The organism is Pseudomonas sp. GW823-FHT02C02, assembly GCF_058797635.1.
Genome location: NZ_JBXAJV010000003.1, coordinates 60,650 through 78,819 on the forward strand (window position 1 = coordinate 60,650; position 18,170 = coordinate 78,819).

The 18,170-nt window shown below is 59.7% G+C and carries 12 protein-coding genes; 3 read left to right on the forward strand and 9 right to left on the reverse strand.

Annotated features, from left to right (window positions below):
* Positions 1–225 precede the first annotated feature (225 nt).
* Positions 226–3,189 (reverse strand): autotransporter outer membrane beta-barrel domain-containing protein, encoded by a 2,964-nt coding sequence (locus tag AC1ROI_RS05705; protein ID WP_102594427.1) that lies wholly within the window; start codon positions 3,187–3,189, stop codon positions 226–228.
* 231 nt (positions 3,190–3,420) lie between these two features.
* On the opposite strand from AC1ROI_RS05705, the gene AC1ROI_RS05710 reads away from it, so the two are divergent.
* Together AC1ROI_RS05710 and AC1ROI_RS05715 are read left to right on the forward strand one after the other, a co-directional pair.
* On the forward strand, positions 3,421–4,773 hold the full coding sequence (locus AC1ROI_RS05710; RefSeq protein WP_102594426.1) for a HipA domain-containing protein: 1,353 nt from the start codon (positions 3,421–3,423) through the stop codon (positions 4,771–4,773).
* Positions 4,770–5,048 (forward strand): helix-turn-helix domain-containing protein, encoded by a 279-nt coding sequence (locus tag AC1ROI_RS05715; RefSeq protein ID WP_083375432.1) that lies wholly within the window; start codon positions 4,770–4,772, stop codon positions 5,046–5,048. Before AC1ROI_RS05710 ends, AC1ROI_RS05715 begins: the two co-directional genes overlap by 4 nt.
* Before the next feature lie 225 nt (positions 5,049–5,273).
* On the opposite strand, the gene AC1ROI_RS05720 is transcribed toward AC1ROI_RS05715, so the two are convergent.
* From AC1ROI_RS05720 to AC1ROI_RS05730, 3 genes are read right to left on the reverse strand one after another with little or no spacing between them, the layout of a single operon-like run.
* Positions 5,274–5,945, reverse strand: a complete 672-nt coding sequence (locus tag AC1ROI_RS05720; protein WP_077748540.1) for a GNAT family N-acetyltransferase — start codon at positions 5,943–5,945, stop codon at positions 5,274–5,276.
* Positions 5,946–5,962: 17 nt separating this feature from the next.
* The gene (locus AC1ROI_RS05725) at positions 5,963–6,409 is read right to left on the reverse strand and encodes a GNAT family N-acetyltransferase (RefSeq protein ID WP_102594425.1); all 447 of its coding nucleotides are present in this window, start codon (positions 6,407–6,409) and stop codon (positions 5,963–5,965) included.
* Between the two features lie 9 nt (positions 6,410–6,418).
* A complete protein-coding gene (locus AC1ROI_RS05730; RefSeq protein WP_102594424.1) occupies positions 6,419–7,042 on the reverse strand; it encodes an FMN-binding negative transcriptional regulator in 624 nt (207 codons plus the stop codon).
* 90 nt (positions 7,043–7,132) lie between these two features.
* Here AC1ROI_RS05730 and pdxR point away from each other — a divergent pair, with 90 nt between their 5' ends.
* Positions 7,133–8,683, forward strand: coding sequence for a MocR-like pyridoxine biosynthesis transcription factor PdxR (gene pdxR / locus AC1ROI_RS05735; RefSeq protein ID WP_102643302.1), 1,551 nt, complete (start codon positions 7,133–7,135; stop codon positions 8,681–8,683).
* Positions 8,684–8,815: 132 nt separating this feature from the next.
* Here the strand turns inward: pdxR and AC1ROI_RS05740 are convergent, their stop codons facing one another.
* The 5 genes from AC1ROI_RS05740 to AC1ROI_RS05760 form a co-directional block, all read right to left on the reverse strand.
* Complete coding sequence (locus tag AC1ROI_RS05740; RefSeq protein WP_102595848.1) at positions 8,816–13,399, reverse strand: dermonecrotic toxin domain-containing protein; 4,584 nt, start codon at positions 13,397–13,399, stop codon at positions 8,816–8,818.
* A gap of 151 nt (positions 13,400–13,550) precedes the next feature.
* Positions 13,551–14,651 (reverse strand): polyamine ABC transporter substrate-binding protein, encoded by a 1,101-nt coding sequence (locus tag AC1ROI_RS05745; protein WP_010465352.1) that lies wholly within the window; start codon positions 14,649–14,651, stop codon positions 13,551–13,553.
* 12 nt (positions 14,652–14,663) lie between these two features.
* A complete protein-coding gene (locus AC1ROI_RS05750; RefSeq protein WP_083375438.1) occupies positions 14,664–15,695 on the reverse strand; it encodes a histone deacetylase family protein in 1,032 nt (343 codons plus the stop codon).
* A 246-nt stretch (positions 15,696–15,941) separates the two neighbouring features.
* Positions 15,942–16,934, reverse strand: a complete 993-nt coding sequence (locus AC1ROI_RS05755) for an AraC family transcriptional regulator (protein ID WP_083375439.1) — start codon at positions 16,932–16,934, stop codon at positions 15,942–15,944.
* Between the two features lie 147 nt (positions 16,935–17,081).
* A complete protein-coding gene (locus AC1ROI_RS05760) occupies positions 17,082–18,086 on the reverse strand; it encodes an asparaginase (RefSeq protein WP_010465345.1) in 1,005 nt (334 codons plus the stop codon).
* Between the last annotated feature and the right edge of the window lie 84 nt (positions 18,087–18,170).

Genomic DNA, 18,170 nt, shown 5'->3' on the forward strand with positions numbered 1-18,170 from the left:
GGCGATAAGTGGACGGCGTGGGCATTGAATTTGACCTTGTTTTTGAGAAGGTCAAACTCTAGGAGGGAGCGCTGGTCCTTGAATGCCGGGCGTTTCCGGCATTTTTGAAGGGCCATGGAAATTCGGTTGTAGCAAAAATCCTACTCCGCAGATTACGTGTGCATTGGCCTTCACACGGCGGAGTATTTGCCTACAACCTTTCCGGACTGGTCTGTTTTTTACGGATCAGAAACTCATCTGCCACTGCCCAATCACCCCATGATTGCGGCTGTTGCTCCCCATCTCTCCGCTGTACCCAATCCCCACCGAATGCCGCGCCGAAATGCCCAGGTCCAGCCCGGCTTCCAGCACCAGACTGTCACGGTCCAGTGAACTGCCATCAACGCTGAACGCCGTTCCCCCGACCACAAAAGCCTGACGCGTCGAGTTACTGACATCGCCATAGGTGTGCTTCCAGCCTGCGGTCATACGGGGCGTCAGGCTCATACCGTTCTCCAGCGAACTCAGATGCGCCAAGCGCAGGCCGAAGGTGCTGCTGAAGTTGTCCTGGGTTTGTTTGTCGACTTGAAGGGCGGCGGCGCCACCTTTTTCCTGGTAGCGGTCGCGGTGATAACGCTGGTAGCCGAGGTTGGCAAACGGCTCGGCACTGAGTCGACCGCTGCCCATTGCGTAGCCCAGTTCGGCGAAGGCCTGTTGGCTGTCGGCGTTGTAATCGCCTTTTGGGCGGTCGCTGAAGCCGTTGAAGGCCACCGTGCGTTTGCTTTCACCTTGATGACCGCTGTACGCGGCACCAAGGCGCAAAGCGAAGGGACCGCTTTGGCGCAAGGCATAGACGCCGGCGTGCCAGCTCTCGACATTGCCATCGACTCCCGTGGCATCCAGATCTGTTTTCGAATAACCGCCCAGAACACCCAATCGCCATTGCGGATTGAGCGCCCAGTCGGCCCCGAGCACGCTGCCTTTGGTGCGCTGCTCCAGGCCGCTGCTGCCATGCTCGCCATCGAGCTTGCCGTAGCCACCGATGGCTTGCAGCCAGAGTCGGCCTTGGGCGTTCGGGTCATTGAGGTTGCGGGCTTCAGAGGGAACGCCAGCGGCGGCGAGTACTGGGGTGTCGCGCTGATCCAGGCCGACCAGCAATCCTGGGCCACCGCCCATTTGCTGCATCGCCGACAGCATGCTGCTGCCGATCTGGCTGCTGGCGCTGAGGGTGGCGCTGGTCAGGTTGGCGTTGCTGGCGCCGGCGAGTTGCTCGATCGCCGCGCCGGCCGTGGCGCTGGTGGTGTTCAGCAGTGCGTTGTAGAGCGCGTTATTTTTGCCCATCGAGGCCAGGCTGTTGGCGGCGTTGCTGCCGTTACCCGTGACCGCGAATTGGTTGAAGGCAACATCGTTGCGCGTGTAGGTCAGGTCGACTTGTGTCGGGGTGTAAGCGAGGGTCGGCGTGATGAACGCGTAGTCGCTGGTGACCTTGCCGAAGATACCGTTGATGCTCGCGGCTTGCAGGACGGTGTAGTGGCTCTGCCACGGATAAGTGCCGCTGCCAGGGTTCACCGCCAGGGTTGAGCCGTTCAGGTTGGCTAAGCCGCCGACCTGGAGCGGCGCGCTGCTGCCATCGGCATTGACGCCGTAGGCCAGGGTCGCGCCGCTGCCCATGGTCAAGTCGTGGCTGATGGTTGCTGTGCCGAGTTGAGTGTTGGTCCGTAACGTCCCGTTGACCAGCAAGTTGCCGACCGAACCACCACCGGCATATACACCGCCCGCATCGACGGTCAAAGTACCAGCGATGCCGCCCTGGTTGATCAGCGTTGCACCATTGCGCACCGCGCCGCCGTCGCTGAAATCACCGCTGCCGGTCAGCGTCCAGGCCCCGTGCTTGACCTCCAGCCATTCGAAGTTGCGACTCGCACCGAAATGGCCGCCCGCCGCGTCGTCCATCACCACGCGGTCGTCACCGCTGCCGCCGTCGACCATGCCGACGAAGCGGCTGCCATTGCGCACTGTCAGGTTGTCGTTGCCGCCACCCAAGTCCAGCGCCAGGCCATTGCTGCCGCTGATCGTGCCGCCGTTGATCACGCTGTCATCGAACCCGCCGACGAACTTCACGCCGAATCCGTCGAGGCCCTGAATGGTGCCGAAGTTTTCCAGCGTGGTCGCGGCCACGCCCGAACCGCCGCTGCCGTCGTCCACCAAAATGGCGCTGTTGGCGCCGCTGATCAGCGCCCCGTTGGCGTTCAATACATAGCCGCCACCCAACGCGATGCCTTCGCTGCCGTTGGCGAACCCCCCTTTATCGACACCGCCGGCACCGACACCTTGAATGGTGCCGTAGTTTTCGATGTGGGCGAGCTTGTCGATGTCCACGCCATCACCGTCGCCATTGGGTTGCAGGCCCGAATAAGCACCGGTAATCGTGCCGTGGTTGATGACGGTGCCGTCGCCATCGGAGCCGAAGCCCGAGCCATTGCGGCCGGTGATTTGACCGTAGTTGGTGAGTGTCGCGCCCAGGTCAGTGGTGATGCCATGGCGGCCACCGGAAATGCTGCCGTAGTTGGTCACCGTCACGCCGGTCGCGGTGTCGATGTCGATACCGTCGAATTTGTTGTCAGCGATTCGAGCGTCGCCGGTAGAGATCTCGCCATAGTTGGTGATTATCGCGTTGGCGCCGGTCTTCATGCCATCGCTGGCGTCCCCGCGAATCAACCCGCCTGCGCGGTTGATGATCGTCGTTTTGACCCCGGCACTGCGCAGCGCATCCAGGTCCAGCCCTTGGCCGGAGGTCGAGCGGATAATGCCGCTGTTGTCGATCAGCAAGCTGCCGCTGGCGAAGTTGCTGTCGATGCGCAACGCGTCGTTGAAACCGAGAATCTGCCCACCCGCGCGGTTATAAATGCTGTAGTTGCGTGCCTGGGTCAGGTCACCGCTGCTGTCGATCGCCCGGCCGCCGGTCGAGATGATCCTGCCCGAGTTATCGATCACCACACCCACGCCGCTGGTGCTGTCTTTCAGGCTCACTGCCTTGCCAGCGTTGGTGATGCTGCCCGGCGCTAAAATCGTCAGCGTGTCTGCGCCGCCCAGGGTTTGTGCCGCGGTGGTCGGCGTGTCGATCTGCACATTCTTGAAGGGTGCGGCGTGGGCGCCGGTGCTGATCAACAACGCGATGCTGAGTGCCAGGCGCTGGGGTGAGAAGGGCATGTGAGACGGCCTTTTTGTTATAAGCGGGCCGTCTTGTATAGCGGAGGGTGTTTACAGAATGATGTCTGCGCGCCCCCTGTATCTGCATTATTTTGCATTCTAAAACGGCTAATCGTGATCTATCTGCATTTTAATGCGTTTAAGCGTAGGCCTGGAGCTTCACAAACGCACTATAGTGCACTCAAGGCTTAAGAAATCCTCAAGAAATGCATTTATGCAGGTGCTGATGGCATGTACGACCTGACTTTACAGATTTTCATTACAGGGAAATGGCACGACGCCATGGTCTTGAGCTTCGACAGCCCTGAAAAAGGATTCGAAAGTCGATGTAACTTCGGCTACGCAACACCTTATCTCATCGAAAATATTGAGGACATCGGAGCTCCATTTGCCAAGGCGGTGAGTGCCAGGTTTCCCCTTGAATGGGAGGGCAAGCGATCCAATGCACCAGCATTTCTGCACGATATTGCTCCTTCCGGTGCAGCCAAGAGATTTCTTCTGGCGCGCATAGGTCGCGACAAGCCTGCTGATATCAGTACTGATCTTTATTTAGTGGCCAGAAGCACTCCGGCACCGATTGGCAATATGCGCATAAAGGAGTCCGTCGAGGCGGTAGATCAGCGTGAGGCTATAGGGTTTAAACGCCAAGAGGTCATTAGTCGTGATAACCGGTTTCTCGAATATGCCTATGAGCAAGGCGCCGCTATTGGTGGAGCAACGGGGGCGGGTGGCGAGGCGCCCAAACTTTTGTTAGTTCAGGGTAAGGATGGAAATTTATACCCGGACGCAGTATTGGACGACGCAGACGTTACCCAGCACTGGTTCGTGAAGTTCTCTCGCAACAAAGGAAACAGGAACGATCAAGATATCCTCAGAAGCGAATACCACTACTACAAAGCACTACAGAAACTAGACATCGAGACGGTGGCAGAACAGGGCTTGGCGTTGGAAGAGGCGACCAAACCTAGTTTGTGGATGCAGCGTTTTGACCGACAAGTAACCCCTCAGGGGGTCGAGCGTTTTGCCGTAGAGTCGATCTATTCTTTGGCGCAAATAACCACGCCCGGTAGCGCAATGGACCACATGGAGGTTATCCGGCTACTTGCGAGACTCTGGCGTGAAGCGGGGCAGACGGACCAAATCCCGAATCTTGTTGCTGACTACCTGCGTCGGGATCTGATCAATAAAATCCTCGGCAACTCAGATAACCATGGCCGCAACACCGCAATCCTTCGGGACACAGCTTCGTTTCGTTTAGCACCGATCTATGATCTGGCGCCTATGGTGATGGACGACGAAGGTGTGACACGCACTACCAAATGGCCAAAAGAGCTGGAGAGAGCGGGTGACGTTGATTGGCGTGGCGTATGTCGAGCATTGGCTGACATTGCCGATCCAAATGATCCATTAGCTGCGGTGAGTGACGCGTCGAATTCTTTCGAACGATTGCGCGAGGATGCCAAACATCTGGCAGCACTCCCCGACATTTTGACCGCCAGTGGCTTGCCCGACGCAACAATGAATCACCCGCGAATTGCCTTGAAAAATCTGGAGCAGCGTTTGAAAGAGTGGGACCTGAAATGAGCATGACCGTGGCCGAGCGTACTGTACTCATTGAAAGTATCCAGGAAGGGCTGGCTCAAGGCACTCTTGAGATAGGCGAGGCAGTTCGTCGATTACGAGTAGAGGCCACAGGGCTGCACCAGACCCAATTCGCAAAAATGTGCAAAATTTCGGTGCGCACGCTGGTACATATCGAGCATGGGGAAGGGAATCAAACGTTGAAATCGCTGAATGCCGTGTTCAAGCCGTTTGGACTGAAGATGGGTGTAGTGCGGATTCGGCGAGACTTGAACTAAGAAAACTCAAGCTCCGCTTTTGCTTAATGGGTGTAGCAACGGACTGAAGTTGCGGGTATGGGCTTCATTCATAAATGCGCCTGCATTTCGCCAATGTTGATTGAGGACGGTTGTGATACTTCAGATTCGCTGGGCTGGAGGCGGGATTTAGCGAGGCGTTAATGAACATCCAAAACTTCGCGGGCGATCCGGCTCGCTCGCGAAGACGCCAGTACAGTCGACGAATTAACCGCGGCATTCAGCCAGTGTTTTCACCTGCCCGGACTCCGTCTGGTTTTCATCGGATAGCCACTGCTCAAACCCCGCGCCAATCGCCGGCCATTCTGAATCCAGAATCGAATACCACGCCGTATCCCGGTTCTGTCCCTTGACCACCATGTGCTGACGGAACACGCCTTCAAAGCTGAACCCCAGCCGCTCGGCCGCGTACTTGGAGCGGGCGTTGCCGTTATTGCATTTCCACTCCAGGCGCCGGTAGCCCAGTGCAAAGGATTCCTTGGCCAGCAAGTAAACGGCCTCGGTGCTTTTCGGCGAACGCTGCATCGGCGCGCCGAAGGTGACGTGGCCGATTTCGATGCGACCTTGGGCCGGGACGATCGACATCAGACTCAGGAGGCCCTGTACATCACCGCTGGCACGGTCGATCACGCTGAAGAAATACGGGTCGCTGTTGGCCGCATGGTTGTTCAGCCAATCATTGAAAGCGCTGCGCTCCGGGAAAGGACCGTAAGGCAGATAGTCCCAGAGTTTCGGGTCTGATCCCGGGCCTTGCAGGGCTTTCCATAAACCCTCGGCGTGACGCGACGGGTCGAGTTTTTCCAGGCGGATGAAACGCCCTTCGATGGCTTGAACCGACGGCGCCGGGGCGCCTTTCCAGTCTGCGAGTGAAGTCGACATAGTGTTCTCCTTGAACCTTAAAGGGCTTTGCGAAACTGGATGAAACCGGGGCGTTCGGCGATGCGCTCGTAGAGCTGGATCGCGGTGGCGTTGGTTTCGTGGGTCAGCCAGTGGACCTTGCAGCAACCATCCGCTTTGGCGGTGGCGTACACAAATTCGATGAGCTTGCGGCCGATGCCGGTGCCCCGGGTTTGCGGGGTTACCAACAAGTCTTGAAGGTAGCAGGAGTTTTCGATACTCCAGTTCGAGCGATGGTAGATGAAGTTCACCATGCCGACCGCCTTGCCATCGACCCAGGCTAACGCCGAGTGAGTCGGTTCATTCGGGTCGAGCATGCGCTGCCAGGTGCTGTCCGTGACCGCATCGGCCAATTCGGTGTTGTAGAAGCGCAGGTAGGCTTGCCACAGCGGCAGCCAGGCGGCGTGATCGTCTGCGCTGACCGGGCGAATTTCAATCTGACTCATGATCATTCCTTAACGCATCAAGTGGGCGAGGGCCTGGTCATGCACATCAGGGCTGGCGGCGAGCCCCTCGCGCACACCGGCGATGTCTGCAGCGCTGCGGTTCTGACTGAGCTTGCGCTTGCCTTCCAGGCGCTGGATCGGCAGGGCAAACCCGACGATGGCTTTGAGCATGCCGTCGATGTAGTCGGCGGGCGCGTCGGTGACTTTCCACGACTGCTGGCGACTTGCTTCGTGACGATCGGTCAGCGCACTCACCAGGTTGAGCAGGCGATCGGCCTCGGTGAACACGTCCGCGGTTCCGTAAGCGTGCACGGCGACGTAGTTCCAGGTCGGCACGACTTTGCCGTGCTCGGCTTTGCTCGGGTAAAACCCCGGGCTGACATAAGCGTCGGCACCGGCAAAAATCACCAGGGCTTCGGCGCCGTTCTGCAGTTCCTTCCACTGAGGATTGCCCCGGGCGAAGTGGCCGTAGAGGGTGCCATTCGGGCCCTGCTCAGGATTGAATAACAGCGGCAGATGACTGGCTTGCAAACCTTGCTCGCCGTGGGTGACCACCATGGCGAGACGCGTGTCGATTATCTGCTGCTGCAGTTCATGCAAATCTTTGATGGCAAAGCCGCTGGGGTTGTACATGGAAATATTCCTTGGCGAATGCATCCATCCTAGGCAGGCTATTGGTCTGTTGTAAGAGCCATTAATGACCAATTTCGTAGGTCCATTGTCATGAGCGAGACGTCGCTTTCATTGTCCTTCAACCCCGCGGGTATCGAACTCGATCGTCGCCAAGGTCTGAGTCGCGAGCTCTATCAGGCCTTGCGCCTGCGGGTGCTCGACGGACGACTGGCCAGTGGCACGCGATTGCCGGCCACCCGGGATCTGGCGGCGGCGTTGGCAATTTCCCGCAACAGTGTGGTGCGGGCCTACGATCAGCTCTATGCCGAGGGGTTTATCGAAGGGCGGGTGGGTGACGGGACTTACGTCGCGCAATTGCCTCAAGCCGCGGCACCCGGGAAAAAATTATCCACAAAAGTATCCACAGGGTTGTCAACAGGGTTACCCACAGCCTTATCCACAAATTGGCTGGATTTACCTGTGATTTCATCCAGTAAAGTTATCCACAGTGGCGCGTTGGGGCGCGTAGAAAAGAACCATTTGGCCCTGCCGCCGAGCGGTCCGCCGCGGGCTTTTCGGGTGGGTGTTCCGGCGTTCGATCTATTTCCTTTCGAGGTCTGGGCCAAGCTGAATGCCGCTTTCTGGCGTAAACCGGATTTACAGCAACTGTGTTATGGCGATCCGGCAGGGGACGAGCGTTTGCGCGGCATGATCGCCGCGTATTTGCGCAGTTCACGAGGAATGCAATGTTCGGCTGAACAAATAGTGATCACCAGCGGCGCGCAGCAGGGGATTAGCCTTTGTGCACAGCTGCTGGTGGAACCGGGCGATGGGGTGGCGATCGAGAATCCGGGGTATCGGGCGGCAGGTCATGCCTTCGCCGTGGCCGGTGCGCGATTGCATGGCGTGGCGGTGGACAGTGAGGGCATCGACTGCCACGAATTGAATGGCCTCAGCGATTGTCGACTGGCGTATGTCACGCCGTCGCATCAATACCCGACCGGGGTGGTGATGAGCCTGGCGCGACGTCTTGAGTTACTGGCCTGGGCCGAACGTACCCAAGGCTGGATCGTCGAGGACGACTACGATGGCGAATACCGCTACAGCGGCGCGCCACTGGCCCCGTTGGCCGCACTCGACCGGCAGGGCCGGGTTTTGTACGTCGGGACGTTTGGCAAAGTTGCCTTCCCGGCGCTGCGCCTGGGTTACCTGGTATTGCCGCCAACGCTGGTGCAGGCGTTCTCGCAACGTCGAGCGGTGGACGTCCGGCACTCCGAGGTCAGCACCCAAGCGGTCATGGCCGAGTTCATGGCTGCCGGGCATTTCCAGCGGCATATCCGCCGCATGCGTCGCGCGGCCCTGAGCCGGCGCAATACCTTGCTGGCCGGTTGGCCGCGGAATATTCCCGGCATCGGCAGCCTGCCGAGTGTCGCGGCAGGGCTGCATCTGACCGTGGCGGTCGACTCACAGGCCCGCGAGCGCGAGCTGGTGGAGCAGGCGGCGAGTGTCGACGTCGAGATCAATGCCCTGAGCGGTTATTGGTTGCCGGATTCGACAACACCTATGGACCAGCGCGCGGGGCTGGTCCTGGGTTTCGCGGCGGTGCCCGAGGTGGCCATCAGCGCCGCGCTCGGGCGACTGGAAAAGGTCTGGCGTCCTTAGGTGGCTGCAATGACGAGGCCGGGAAAGCCTCTTGGTGCATCGACGGTAATCAGGCGTCGGCCACTGGAGGTGGTAGATAGATATCGCGGGTAAAAAAAGACCCGCGAATGCAGGTCTCGGGTTCAGCACGGTTTATGACCCTGAGGCCGAGGCCGGTACTTTTGCGAAGAACAGGGACGTCGCCAGTTGCGGGCTGATCTCGCTGCGGTAGATCGAGATCGCCTGGAGGTCGTCGTTGGCGTGGCGGGACTCGGATGCGCCACCCAGCAGTCGTTGTTGCACGGTTTTCAGGTGTGCCGCGGTGAAGGCTTGTGCAGGTGAAGCGGGCTCCGCATAGTGAAAGTGGGCATACCACAGAACACTTTGGCTGCTGTGATCGCGGACCTCATATTCCTCGAGATAGTCTCGTTTACGGCTTTTGAGCAAGCGTCGGCCTGGATTCTTGACGATGTCGACCTGACCTTCGCTTTGCAGCCAGCGGACGCGCTCCGCTGTCGGCGGCTGTAGTTTGGTCATGCTGATTCGCGTGACGCGTCCCTGGTTATACAGCTTGGTCGCCGCGTCGTTTAGCTGCTTGACCAAAACGACGACGGATCCCGGACCGCCCTCGGTGGCATTGGTCGCGACCAACGCTGCGTCGATTGCGCTGGCGGCGTCCTGCAGCCGGTGAGCCTGCTGATGAAACATCTCCTCGATTTCCACGGGGATTCGACGCATCCCTTTTGAATGGGCTTGCGTTCGACGAATGAACGCTTCCAATCCCTCCAGCAACGCCTGCCCTTGAGCGGTGCTTGCACTCAAGTCGGGTTGGAGAACGACGGCGGAAACCGGTGGCGGGGCCACTCTTTCAACCCAGACCCCCGGGGTTTTCTCATGAAAAGTCGAGATGACTTTACCGGTCAACGCCGAGGTCACGTCGATCAGTTCTGAACCGTGTGTCATGGAGTCGGCACGAGGCTGGCCCACCACAGTACCTTTGTAGCGGGTCTTGATGATTCGCTTGGCGGGCGCGGTCGGTGGACGGGAAGGGCCGGGTAGCGGCTCGAGTGCCTTGCGCTCCCGCAGCAAGCTCGCCAGGTGTTTCACGGTGCGCTGTTGAAAACCGTCGAGACGTTGGCGCATCACGTCGAGGGCTGGTTGCAGGAATTGACCGGGAAACTCCGTGGGCAGATCGACGATGCGCTGGTCGGTGATCGTCAGTTGCTCCACCAGATCGCTGAGCCCGTCGATCCGATCCGGCAAGTGCAGCACTTCTTCGTCAGCGATCAGGTCCAGTGAGGCCTGAATCGCAAGGCCTGCATTTTCGACAACGCTCTCCAGTGCCTGGCGCGCTTCAGGTGCGGGCTCAACGCTGTTGTCGAGGCACAACTCTTGGCCGAGTGTGATCTGAAACAGTTTGAGGTCCTTTAAATCGAACGACGGCATGTTGGCTTTAACGTCGCGGATAACTTCGATGGCTTCTTTGCCGAGCAGGTTCAGTTGCTCGAAGCACGCCTGTGCCGACTCGATTTTATTGATGTAGCTGGCGGTCAACTCGCCGGTGAGTTGATGGGTTTGCCGGGTGGTCTGTGTATTTTCCGTTGACGGGTTGTCGAGAAGATCGAGGGAAAAGCGCATTTGATTGCCGAAAACCGACTGCTGTTGAACGAACCATCTTTGCAGCAGCGACAGCTGGAAATCCAGGCGACTGATCATTGCTTTTCGGTAATTGGGAATCGCCTCGCGAGCATTGAAGGCTTTCATCTGTTCCATGTTGGTGCTGAGGAGTGACATCTGCGCGTCGAGCATTTCAAGGTACACGCGGCGATGGGTGTCGGTGGCGGTCGTCGCCTGGGCGTTTTTTTGAGCTTCCTTGAGCTCTGTTTCGCGGCTTTGGGTCTGGCTTTCGAACGCGATCATTTGCTGTTTCAGTTCAGCCTGGCGTTGCCGGTTTTGTTGCTCCAGCCGTTGTTTCTCCTTGCCTCCGGCCTTGAGCCTCAGCCGCGTATCGATAAACCATTCACCCCTGGCGTTCTTGATCAGCAACGGCCCCGTGCGTGCGGGAGACCGGCGTGAATCAATGATCTGCACATCGTCATTGTCGTTGAGGGTGACCTCGAACCATCGCTGGCCAACCTTCGCATACCATTTTCCCTTGAGCGAACCGAGGTGTTGGTGAAGGCCGGGCTCGCTGGAGGCGGCGGCCATCCCTTTGGGTTCGGCGACGGCCAGTTCATCAAGCAAGACGCCCAGGGATGAAGGCGGCAGCGTGGCGATGGCGTGCATCGCTACCTCATGGGAGGGTGGAGGCTGATTGAGGTCGGGCAGATGACTCACCGTGATGGTGTGCGCAGGCTTGCTTTCGGGTATGACGCGTGGCGGCTCGACCTTCTCGGGCAACCGCGAGACGGGTTTGTTGCGAGTGGCGGCGCGATGAGCCAGCACCATGCCAAGGGTCAACAGCAGATCGGTCAGGGCGGACCAGGCGAGTGAGCTGTCATCGTTCTCAGCGGCCTCGGTAATGTCCTGCAAGTCGTCCATGATCTGCCAGATCCACGCAGCCACCCCGGCGGTGCGACCAAGAAAGGGCAGCGCGACATTGAACAGCATCCATGTGCCTTGCTTGAGTGTTGCCCAGCGGGCTTGCGCATTGGACACCGATTGTTGGTCCGCCAAGGTAATCATGGCGTTGGCGTTGGCCTTGAACAGGGCGGCCAGCGGCGTGTCATCAAGGGCTGCTGCACTGAGCGTCACCGTGCCCATCTTGCCCAGGGCTGACGTGGGATCGACCAGCAATTGGGTCAACGTCCAGACCGAAGGCAAATCACCCGAGAACACATACTGGGAATAGTTGAACCGAACATCGTCGGACAGCCAGGCCAGGATCGATTGGCGAAGTGATTTTTCGTGTTTGATGGCATACAGCAGATTGGCCTCGCTCGGGTATTGCATCAACGAGGGGGTGAGCAATGGTCGGTAGAGCAGGCACGGTCCTTGATCGGTGAGCCTGGGGCCGATGACGAACATGTTGGCGACTTCATCGCCTTGGCTGCCGGCGCGATCACCGGTCATAAAGGCCAGCGGTCGAATGACAATCTCCTGCCCGTTTACCCTGCGGTCGGCAGCGTTTTCCAGCATGACGGCATTAACGTACTGGTAACCACGTTCATCAATACCCGCCTCGCCGCGCATCTTCTGTTGCAGCGCCTGCAAGGGCAGCTGGATACGCAGATGGCGGGTGTAGAGCGTCTGTCGTCGCAACGTTTCTGCCGGGTCGTCAAGCAACTTGCGCTTGATCAGCGCCGGGTAAACCTCACCGATATTGACCTGTGTGACGAGCTTTTCAAGATAGGCAGGGGTCATCCAGATGGGCACTGCGTCGCCGTTTTTGCAGTTCACCGTCTTGTTTCCCAGCGGAACGGCAATCAGGTTTTGCAGCGCCAGCTCGATCAGCGACAGCGTGGTGGTCTGCGTCTTGCCGGGTATCACGACAGCGCCGAGCACCACGACGCTGGTGATGCTGATTTCAATGTCTTGCAGGTCCAGGTCGGCTGCCGCGGGATGATCCTTGATCATCTGCTCTCGCAGGGTCTGCAGCGCAAACGCCGGCAGTGACGCGATGTCCTCGTCGAAGGTTTTTCCAGCGTCCTGTTCCCGCAGCTGTGCCAGGTCCATCAAGTGTCGGCTATAGCGGGAGAGGTCCGCCGACGAAGCGTTTTTCAGCCAGTCGGTCAGCAACCCCTGAACCCTGTTGAAGCGTGACGACGGCAGGGCTTCAAATTCAGTGAAGCTTTTTGCCGCCGCACTGATTTGTGGCGAAAGAGGTGTGGCAGACGCGCGCTGGACCGCACCGAATGCACCGATGGCTTCGACCTCGAGCGCAATCAGCGCGCAGGCCTGGTGGTGAAAGAAGTTGCCCTCGGGCTCATACAGACGCCATTGCAGGGTCTGCTCGACGCTTGACGTTCCAGGGTGTTTGAACACGGCTTCACCCAGCGCGGCAACCGAGTCGTAACGCTTGAACCCTTCGGCTATCGAGTGCGTCAGCACCAAGGTGCGCGTGCCCGATGTGCCCACGAACACGGCGATATCCAGAACGCGCAGGTGTTCGCTGACGGCGTTCTCAAGCCGATTGGTGTCGATCAGGCAGGCCTTGGTCAGGTACTTGTCCTGTGTCCGAGTTGCGCGATCCGGGTGATCGAAGATGGCCTGGGCCATGGCTTTTTCATCCGCATCCCAGTCCAAGGCGGGATCGGGGCTCCAGATGTCCTGCAGCGATTTCGCGAGCGAATGCCAGCGCGGCGTCGAAGGGCTTGTCTCCTGGTTCCAGTAATCAAGCTGCTGTTGCTGATAGGCGATAAACAACTGCGGTGCGAGCGCATTGAGCAGGCAGCCGATGGCATCGATTTTCACCGGCAGTTGAGCCTGCGGTTCCGCGCCCGGTTGCAGGGTCAGGAAGTGTTCTCCATCGATGAGCGTCACCGTCGGTCCTGACAAACCGAGTCGTACCAACACATCGGTGAGCGATTCAAACACGTTGGGGCCGGGCACTACCTCGGTGCCGGTATCGACCCAGGTCGGGGTGACGACCGTGGCGAGTGTCGGGTCAATCCTCAACAGCGGATACAGCGCGTTGAGCGCAGGACTCAGCGCGGCCGCTGCGACTTCTCTGATCGAGGGGCCGGTGACCAGTTGGGTCAGTAGCTCTTCTGCACTCGGGGCAACGGTTTCGGACATGGTCGTCTCCTGACTGAGAGCGCGCCGCTGCTGATTGCGCAGCGCGGAATCGGGAGAAGGTATCGGGCGGCCCCCTGTGTCGGGTGGTACATAAATATCGCAGGCAAAAAAAGACCCGCGTCGCCGCGAGTCTTCGGTTTGCAGTCGGGTATCAGGTCCCGGACTTGATCTTGGTCCAGGCCCGGGTCCGCGCGCGTTCGGCATCGCGCGGCAACGGTTGCAGGGTGTACAGCGTACCCATCGCCGTTTCGGTCGGGTACAGGTTCGGGTTGTTGCGGATCGCCGGGTCGACCAGTTCCGTGGCGTCCTTGTTCGGGTTCGGGTAGCCGACGAAATCGCTGACGGGTGCAATCACCTGGGGTTGCAGCAGATAGTTGATGAAGGTGTAGGCGTCTTCCGGGTTCTTCGCGCCTTTGGGGATTGCGAGCATGTCGAACCAGATCGGCGCGCCTTCCTTGGGCAGGCGCATGTCGACGACCACACCATTCTTGGCTTCCTTGGCGCGGTTGGCAGCCTGGGAGAAGCTGCCGGAATAACCGACCGCGACGCAGATGTCGCCGTTGGCAATGTCCGCCATGTATTTGGAGGAGTGGAAGTAGGTGATGTACGGACGGATTTTCATCAACAGCGCTTCAGCCTTTTCGTAGTCCGCCGGCTTCTTGCTGTTAGGGTCCAGGCCGAGGTGTTGCAGGGCCAGGGGCAGGATTTCCGACGGCGAGTCGAGCAGGGCGACGCCGCACTGCTTGAGCTTGCTGATGTTCTCTTCCTTGAAGATCAGGTCCCAGCTGTCCACCGGCGCCTTGTCGCCCAGCGCGGCTTTGACTTTGTCCGGGTTGAAGCCGATCAGGATGGTCCCGTACATGTACGGCACGGCGAATTTGTTGCCCGGGTCGTTGCCTTCGAGCAGCTTCATCAGCTTCGGATCGAGGTGGTTCCAGTTCGGCAACTTGCTACGGTCCAGGGGCTGGAACACGCCGGCTTCGATCTGCTTGGCGAGGAACACGTTGGAGGGCACCACCACGTCGTAGCCGGAGTTACCAGTCAGCAGCTTGGCCTCAAGTGCTTCGTTGGTGTCGAAGATGTCGTAGACCAGTTTGGTCTGGGTGTTCTGCGCCTTGAAGTCTTCCAGCGCCTTGGGAGTGATGTAGTCGAACCAGTTGTAGACGCGCAACGTTCGCTCTTCAGCGTGGGCGGCGCCACCGAGTACTGTGGCGCACAGTACCGGTGCGATAAAACGCGTGAGTCTGTTCATTGTTCTAATTCCTCATTGGGCGCTTTCAAAACCTTCGAGAACGTTCACGGCATTGATGCCGATTTCTTCTACCGCGTAGCCGCCTTCCATCACGAACAGCGTCGGCTTGCCGAGCTTCGCGATGCGCGCGCCCATGGCCAGGTAATCGGGGCTGTCGAGCTTGAACTGGGAGATGGGATCGTCCTTGAACGTATCGACGCCCAAGGACACGACGACGATGTCGGCGCCGTATGTTTCGATCTCGTTGCAGGCTTGCTCCAGCGCTGCACTCCAACGGTCCCAGCCGCTGCCAGCCGGCAAAGGGTAGTTGAAGTTGAAGCCTTCACCGGCCCCTTCGCCGAGCTCGTCTTCATAGCCGAGGAAGAACGGGAATTCGGCTTCCGGGTGGCCGTGAATCGAAGTGAACAGCACATCGCTGCGTTCGTAGAAAATCGATTGGGTGCCATTGCCGTGGTGGTAGTCGACGTCGAGGATCGCGATCTTTTTGTGGCCTTGATCGAGGAACGCTTGAGCGGCGATGGCGGCGTTGTTGAGGTAGCAATAACCGCCCATCAAGTCGCTGGCGGCGTGGTGTCCCGGTGGACGGCACAGGGCAAAGGCACTGCGAGCGCCGCGCTGGATGGCGGCTTGCGCGGTGAGGGCCACTTGCGCTGCGCTGTATGCCGCTTGCCAAGTGCCGGCGGTGATCGGCGCGCCGCCGTCGAAGCTGTAATAGCCGAGCTGGCCGTGCAGGCTGGTGGGGATGATTCGGCGCAAGGTGCGGGCTGGCCAGGTGTAGGGCAGCAAATCGCCGTCGGTTTTGAATTCGGTCCAGCGTGCCCAGGCACCTTTGAAGAAGTCGAGGTAGTCGCGGCTGTGGATGCGCGCGATCGGGTCGAGGCCGAAATCCTTCGGCGCTTCGACAGGGCCGAGGTTCTGCGTTTGCACGCGTTGCAGCACATGGTCGGCACGCGAGGGCATTTCGAAGCAGGGCATCAGTTGCCCGTCCATCAATTCACAACGGCCGTGGTGCAGGTGGTGATCGTCCGAGTAGATCGTCAGCATTTCTTGTTCTCCGCAGGCTGATTCGGTTGAACACAGTCTTGCGGCGCAGCGCGATTCGGAGAACGGCAGGAAAGGCCAAAAGGGGATCGATATGGCCAAAAGATCTGACCGGAATTCGCCCTTTATTGGCGCGCAAGTGCCCCGGTGTTGGGCAACCACCTGTAGGCGCGAGGCTTGCCCGCGAAGCGTTTGGCGTGCTTGAAGACGCTTTCGCGGGCAAGCCTCGCTCCTACAGAGAGTTGGGGGTCAAGGCCGGAACTGACTCGGTGCCACACCACTCCAGCGCACGAACGCATGGCGGAAACTCGCGGTTTCGCTGAAGCCCAGCGCCTCGGCGATCCGGTAGATCGGCAGCTGATCCTCACAGAGCATCTGCTTGGCCTGCTCGAAGCGCAGTTCATCGAGCAATTCCTGATAGCTGCACCCCAAGTCCTTGAGATGGCGACGCAAGGTGCGCGCCGAGCAATTCATCTGCAACGCCAAACCTTCCAGCCCCGGGGCTGCATTCAGTTGCGCACGAAGCAACTGCCGAATCCGCCCCAACCACGCCTGACGCCCGGTGAATTCGGTGTTCTGCTTGCGGCAGCGGTCGACCATGGCCTGATGGGTGATGACATCGGCCAGCGGCAAGGGCTGGTCGAGCCAGCGCTTGTCGAATGCGAAGGCGTTATCTCGCGCGTCGAAGTGCAGCGGGCAGTCGAAGTGTTCGGCGTAGCTCGCCCGATAATCCGGCGCCGTATGTTCCAGGCGAGCGGCGAGCAATGGCAGCGGGTGCCCGAGCAGGTCATCGCAAATGACTTTCAACGACACCAGGCAGAACTCGGCGTTGAACACGGCCAGCGCCGGGTTCTCTCGATAATCGGCAGCCACGAACCACACCCGCTCGCCGTCGACTTCCAGGCTCAACTCGAAAAGTGTTCCCAACAGCGCCGGATAACGCATCGCCAGGCGCAAAGCGTCACCGAAGGTGGCAGAGGTGAGTAGCGCATAACCGAGTATGCCGTAGGACGAAACGTGCATCCGCCGGCCCAGTTCCAGGCCGATATCACGCTTGAGCGCGACGGCGTTGGCACACACCTGCATCTCCTGGTTGGTGGTGATGCGCGTGTCCGCCCGGCTCAGATCCGCCGCGCTGATGCCACTTCCCGCCAGCAGTGCTTCGCTGGACAAGCCTTCGGCCTTGAAGGTGTTGAGCACCAGGGAGACGGCGTTGAGGGTGGTGAGGTGGGAGTGGAGCATGGGAAGTTCCAGCGATTGGATGCTGGAATCGAGCAAGTTGTATGCCGCGAATGAATACTTGCAGGAGCGAGGCTTGCCCGCGAAGCTTTTGGCGCCTTCAAGGACGTCTTCGCGGGCTAGCCTCGCTCCTACAGGTCCTGCGGTGTATCAGACCAGTTCACCGCAAAGGTCGAGCTCGACCAGACGCCGGACTTCAGAGGTGTCCAGCCCGGCACCCAGCAACCCATGCAACTTGCCCAACGCCGCCTCACGGGTCATGCCGCCGCCCGAAAGCACACCCACGCCTCGCAACCGGCTACCGGCCTCGTAGACATCCAGCTCAACGCCACCTTCATGGCATTGGGTGACGGCGACGATAACCACACCATTGTCCCGTGCCCGCTCCAGAGCGGCGAGAAACTCAGGGTTATCGCTCGGCCCGGTGCCACTGCCGTAGCATTCCAGCACCAAGCCTTGGATGCCGCTGTTCAGCACGCCATCAAGCTGCTCGGCGCCGATTCCTGGGAACAACGGCAGCACCGCGACTTTCGCCAGTTGCTTGCTCTGGTTGTAATTCAATTGAGCCGGCAGCGACGTGGCCTTCACACCACCGCCCTGACGCTCCAGGCGCTTGAACGGATGGCGACCGAAACTACGAACCTTCGCGCAATGAGTCGGGTCCAGCAGTTCGCCGTGGAAATACAGATGAACGCCCGGCGCCAGGCCATGGCCCAGGGCAACCAGCGCACCGCTGAGGTTTTCCCAGGCATCGCTGTCGGTCACGCCGGCCGGCAGCATCGAGCCGGTGAACACCACGGGGGCATTCAGGCCGAGCAACTGAAAACTCATCGCGGCGGCGCTGTAGGCGAGGGTGTCGGTGCCGTGCAGGATCAGCACGCTGTCGCAGCCTTGGACATCAACGGCGTCGACCACCGCTTCACGCAGTTGCTGCCAGTACGTCGGGCTCATGTTGGCGCTGTCGATCAGCGGCGACATTTCGCGAAAGCGCCACTGCGGCACGACCACGTCGGGCTGGCTGTGCAGATATTCACGCATCCGCGCTTCGAAACCGGACGCCGGGGCCAGGCCATTGGCGCTGGCTTGCATGCCGATGGTGCCACCGGTGTAGAGCACCATGACGTGCTGGGCGGCTGGGTAGGAGTTGGGAACCATGGGAAAGTCTCCGCAAGAGATGACATGTGGGAGCGAGCCTGCCCGCTCCCACAAGTTGTGCACTTTAACTGACGGGCGCAGAGG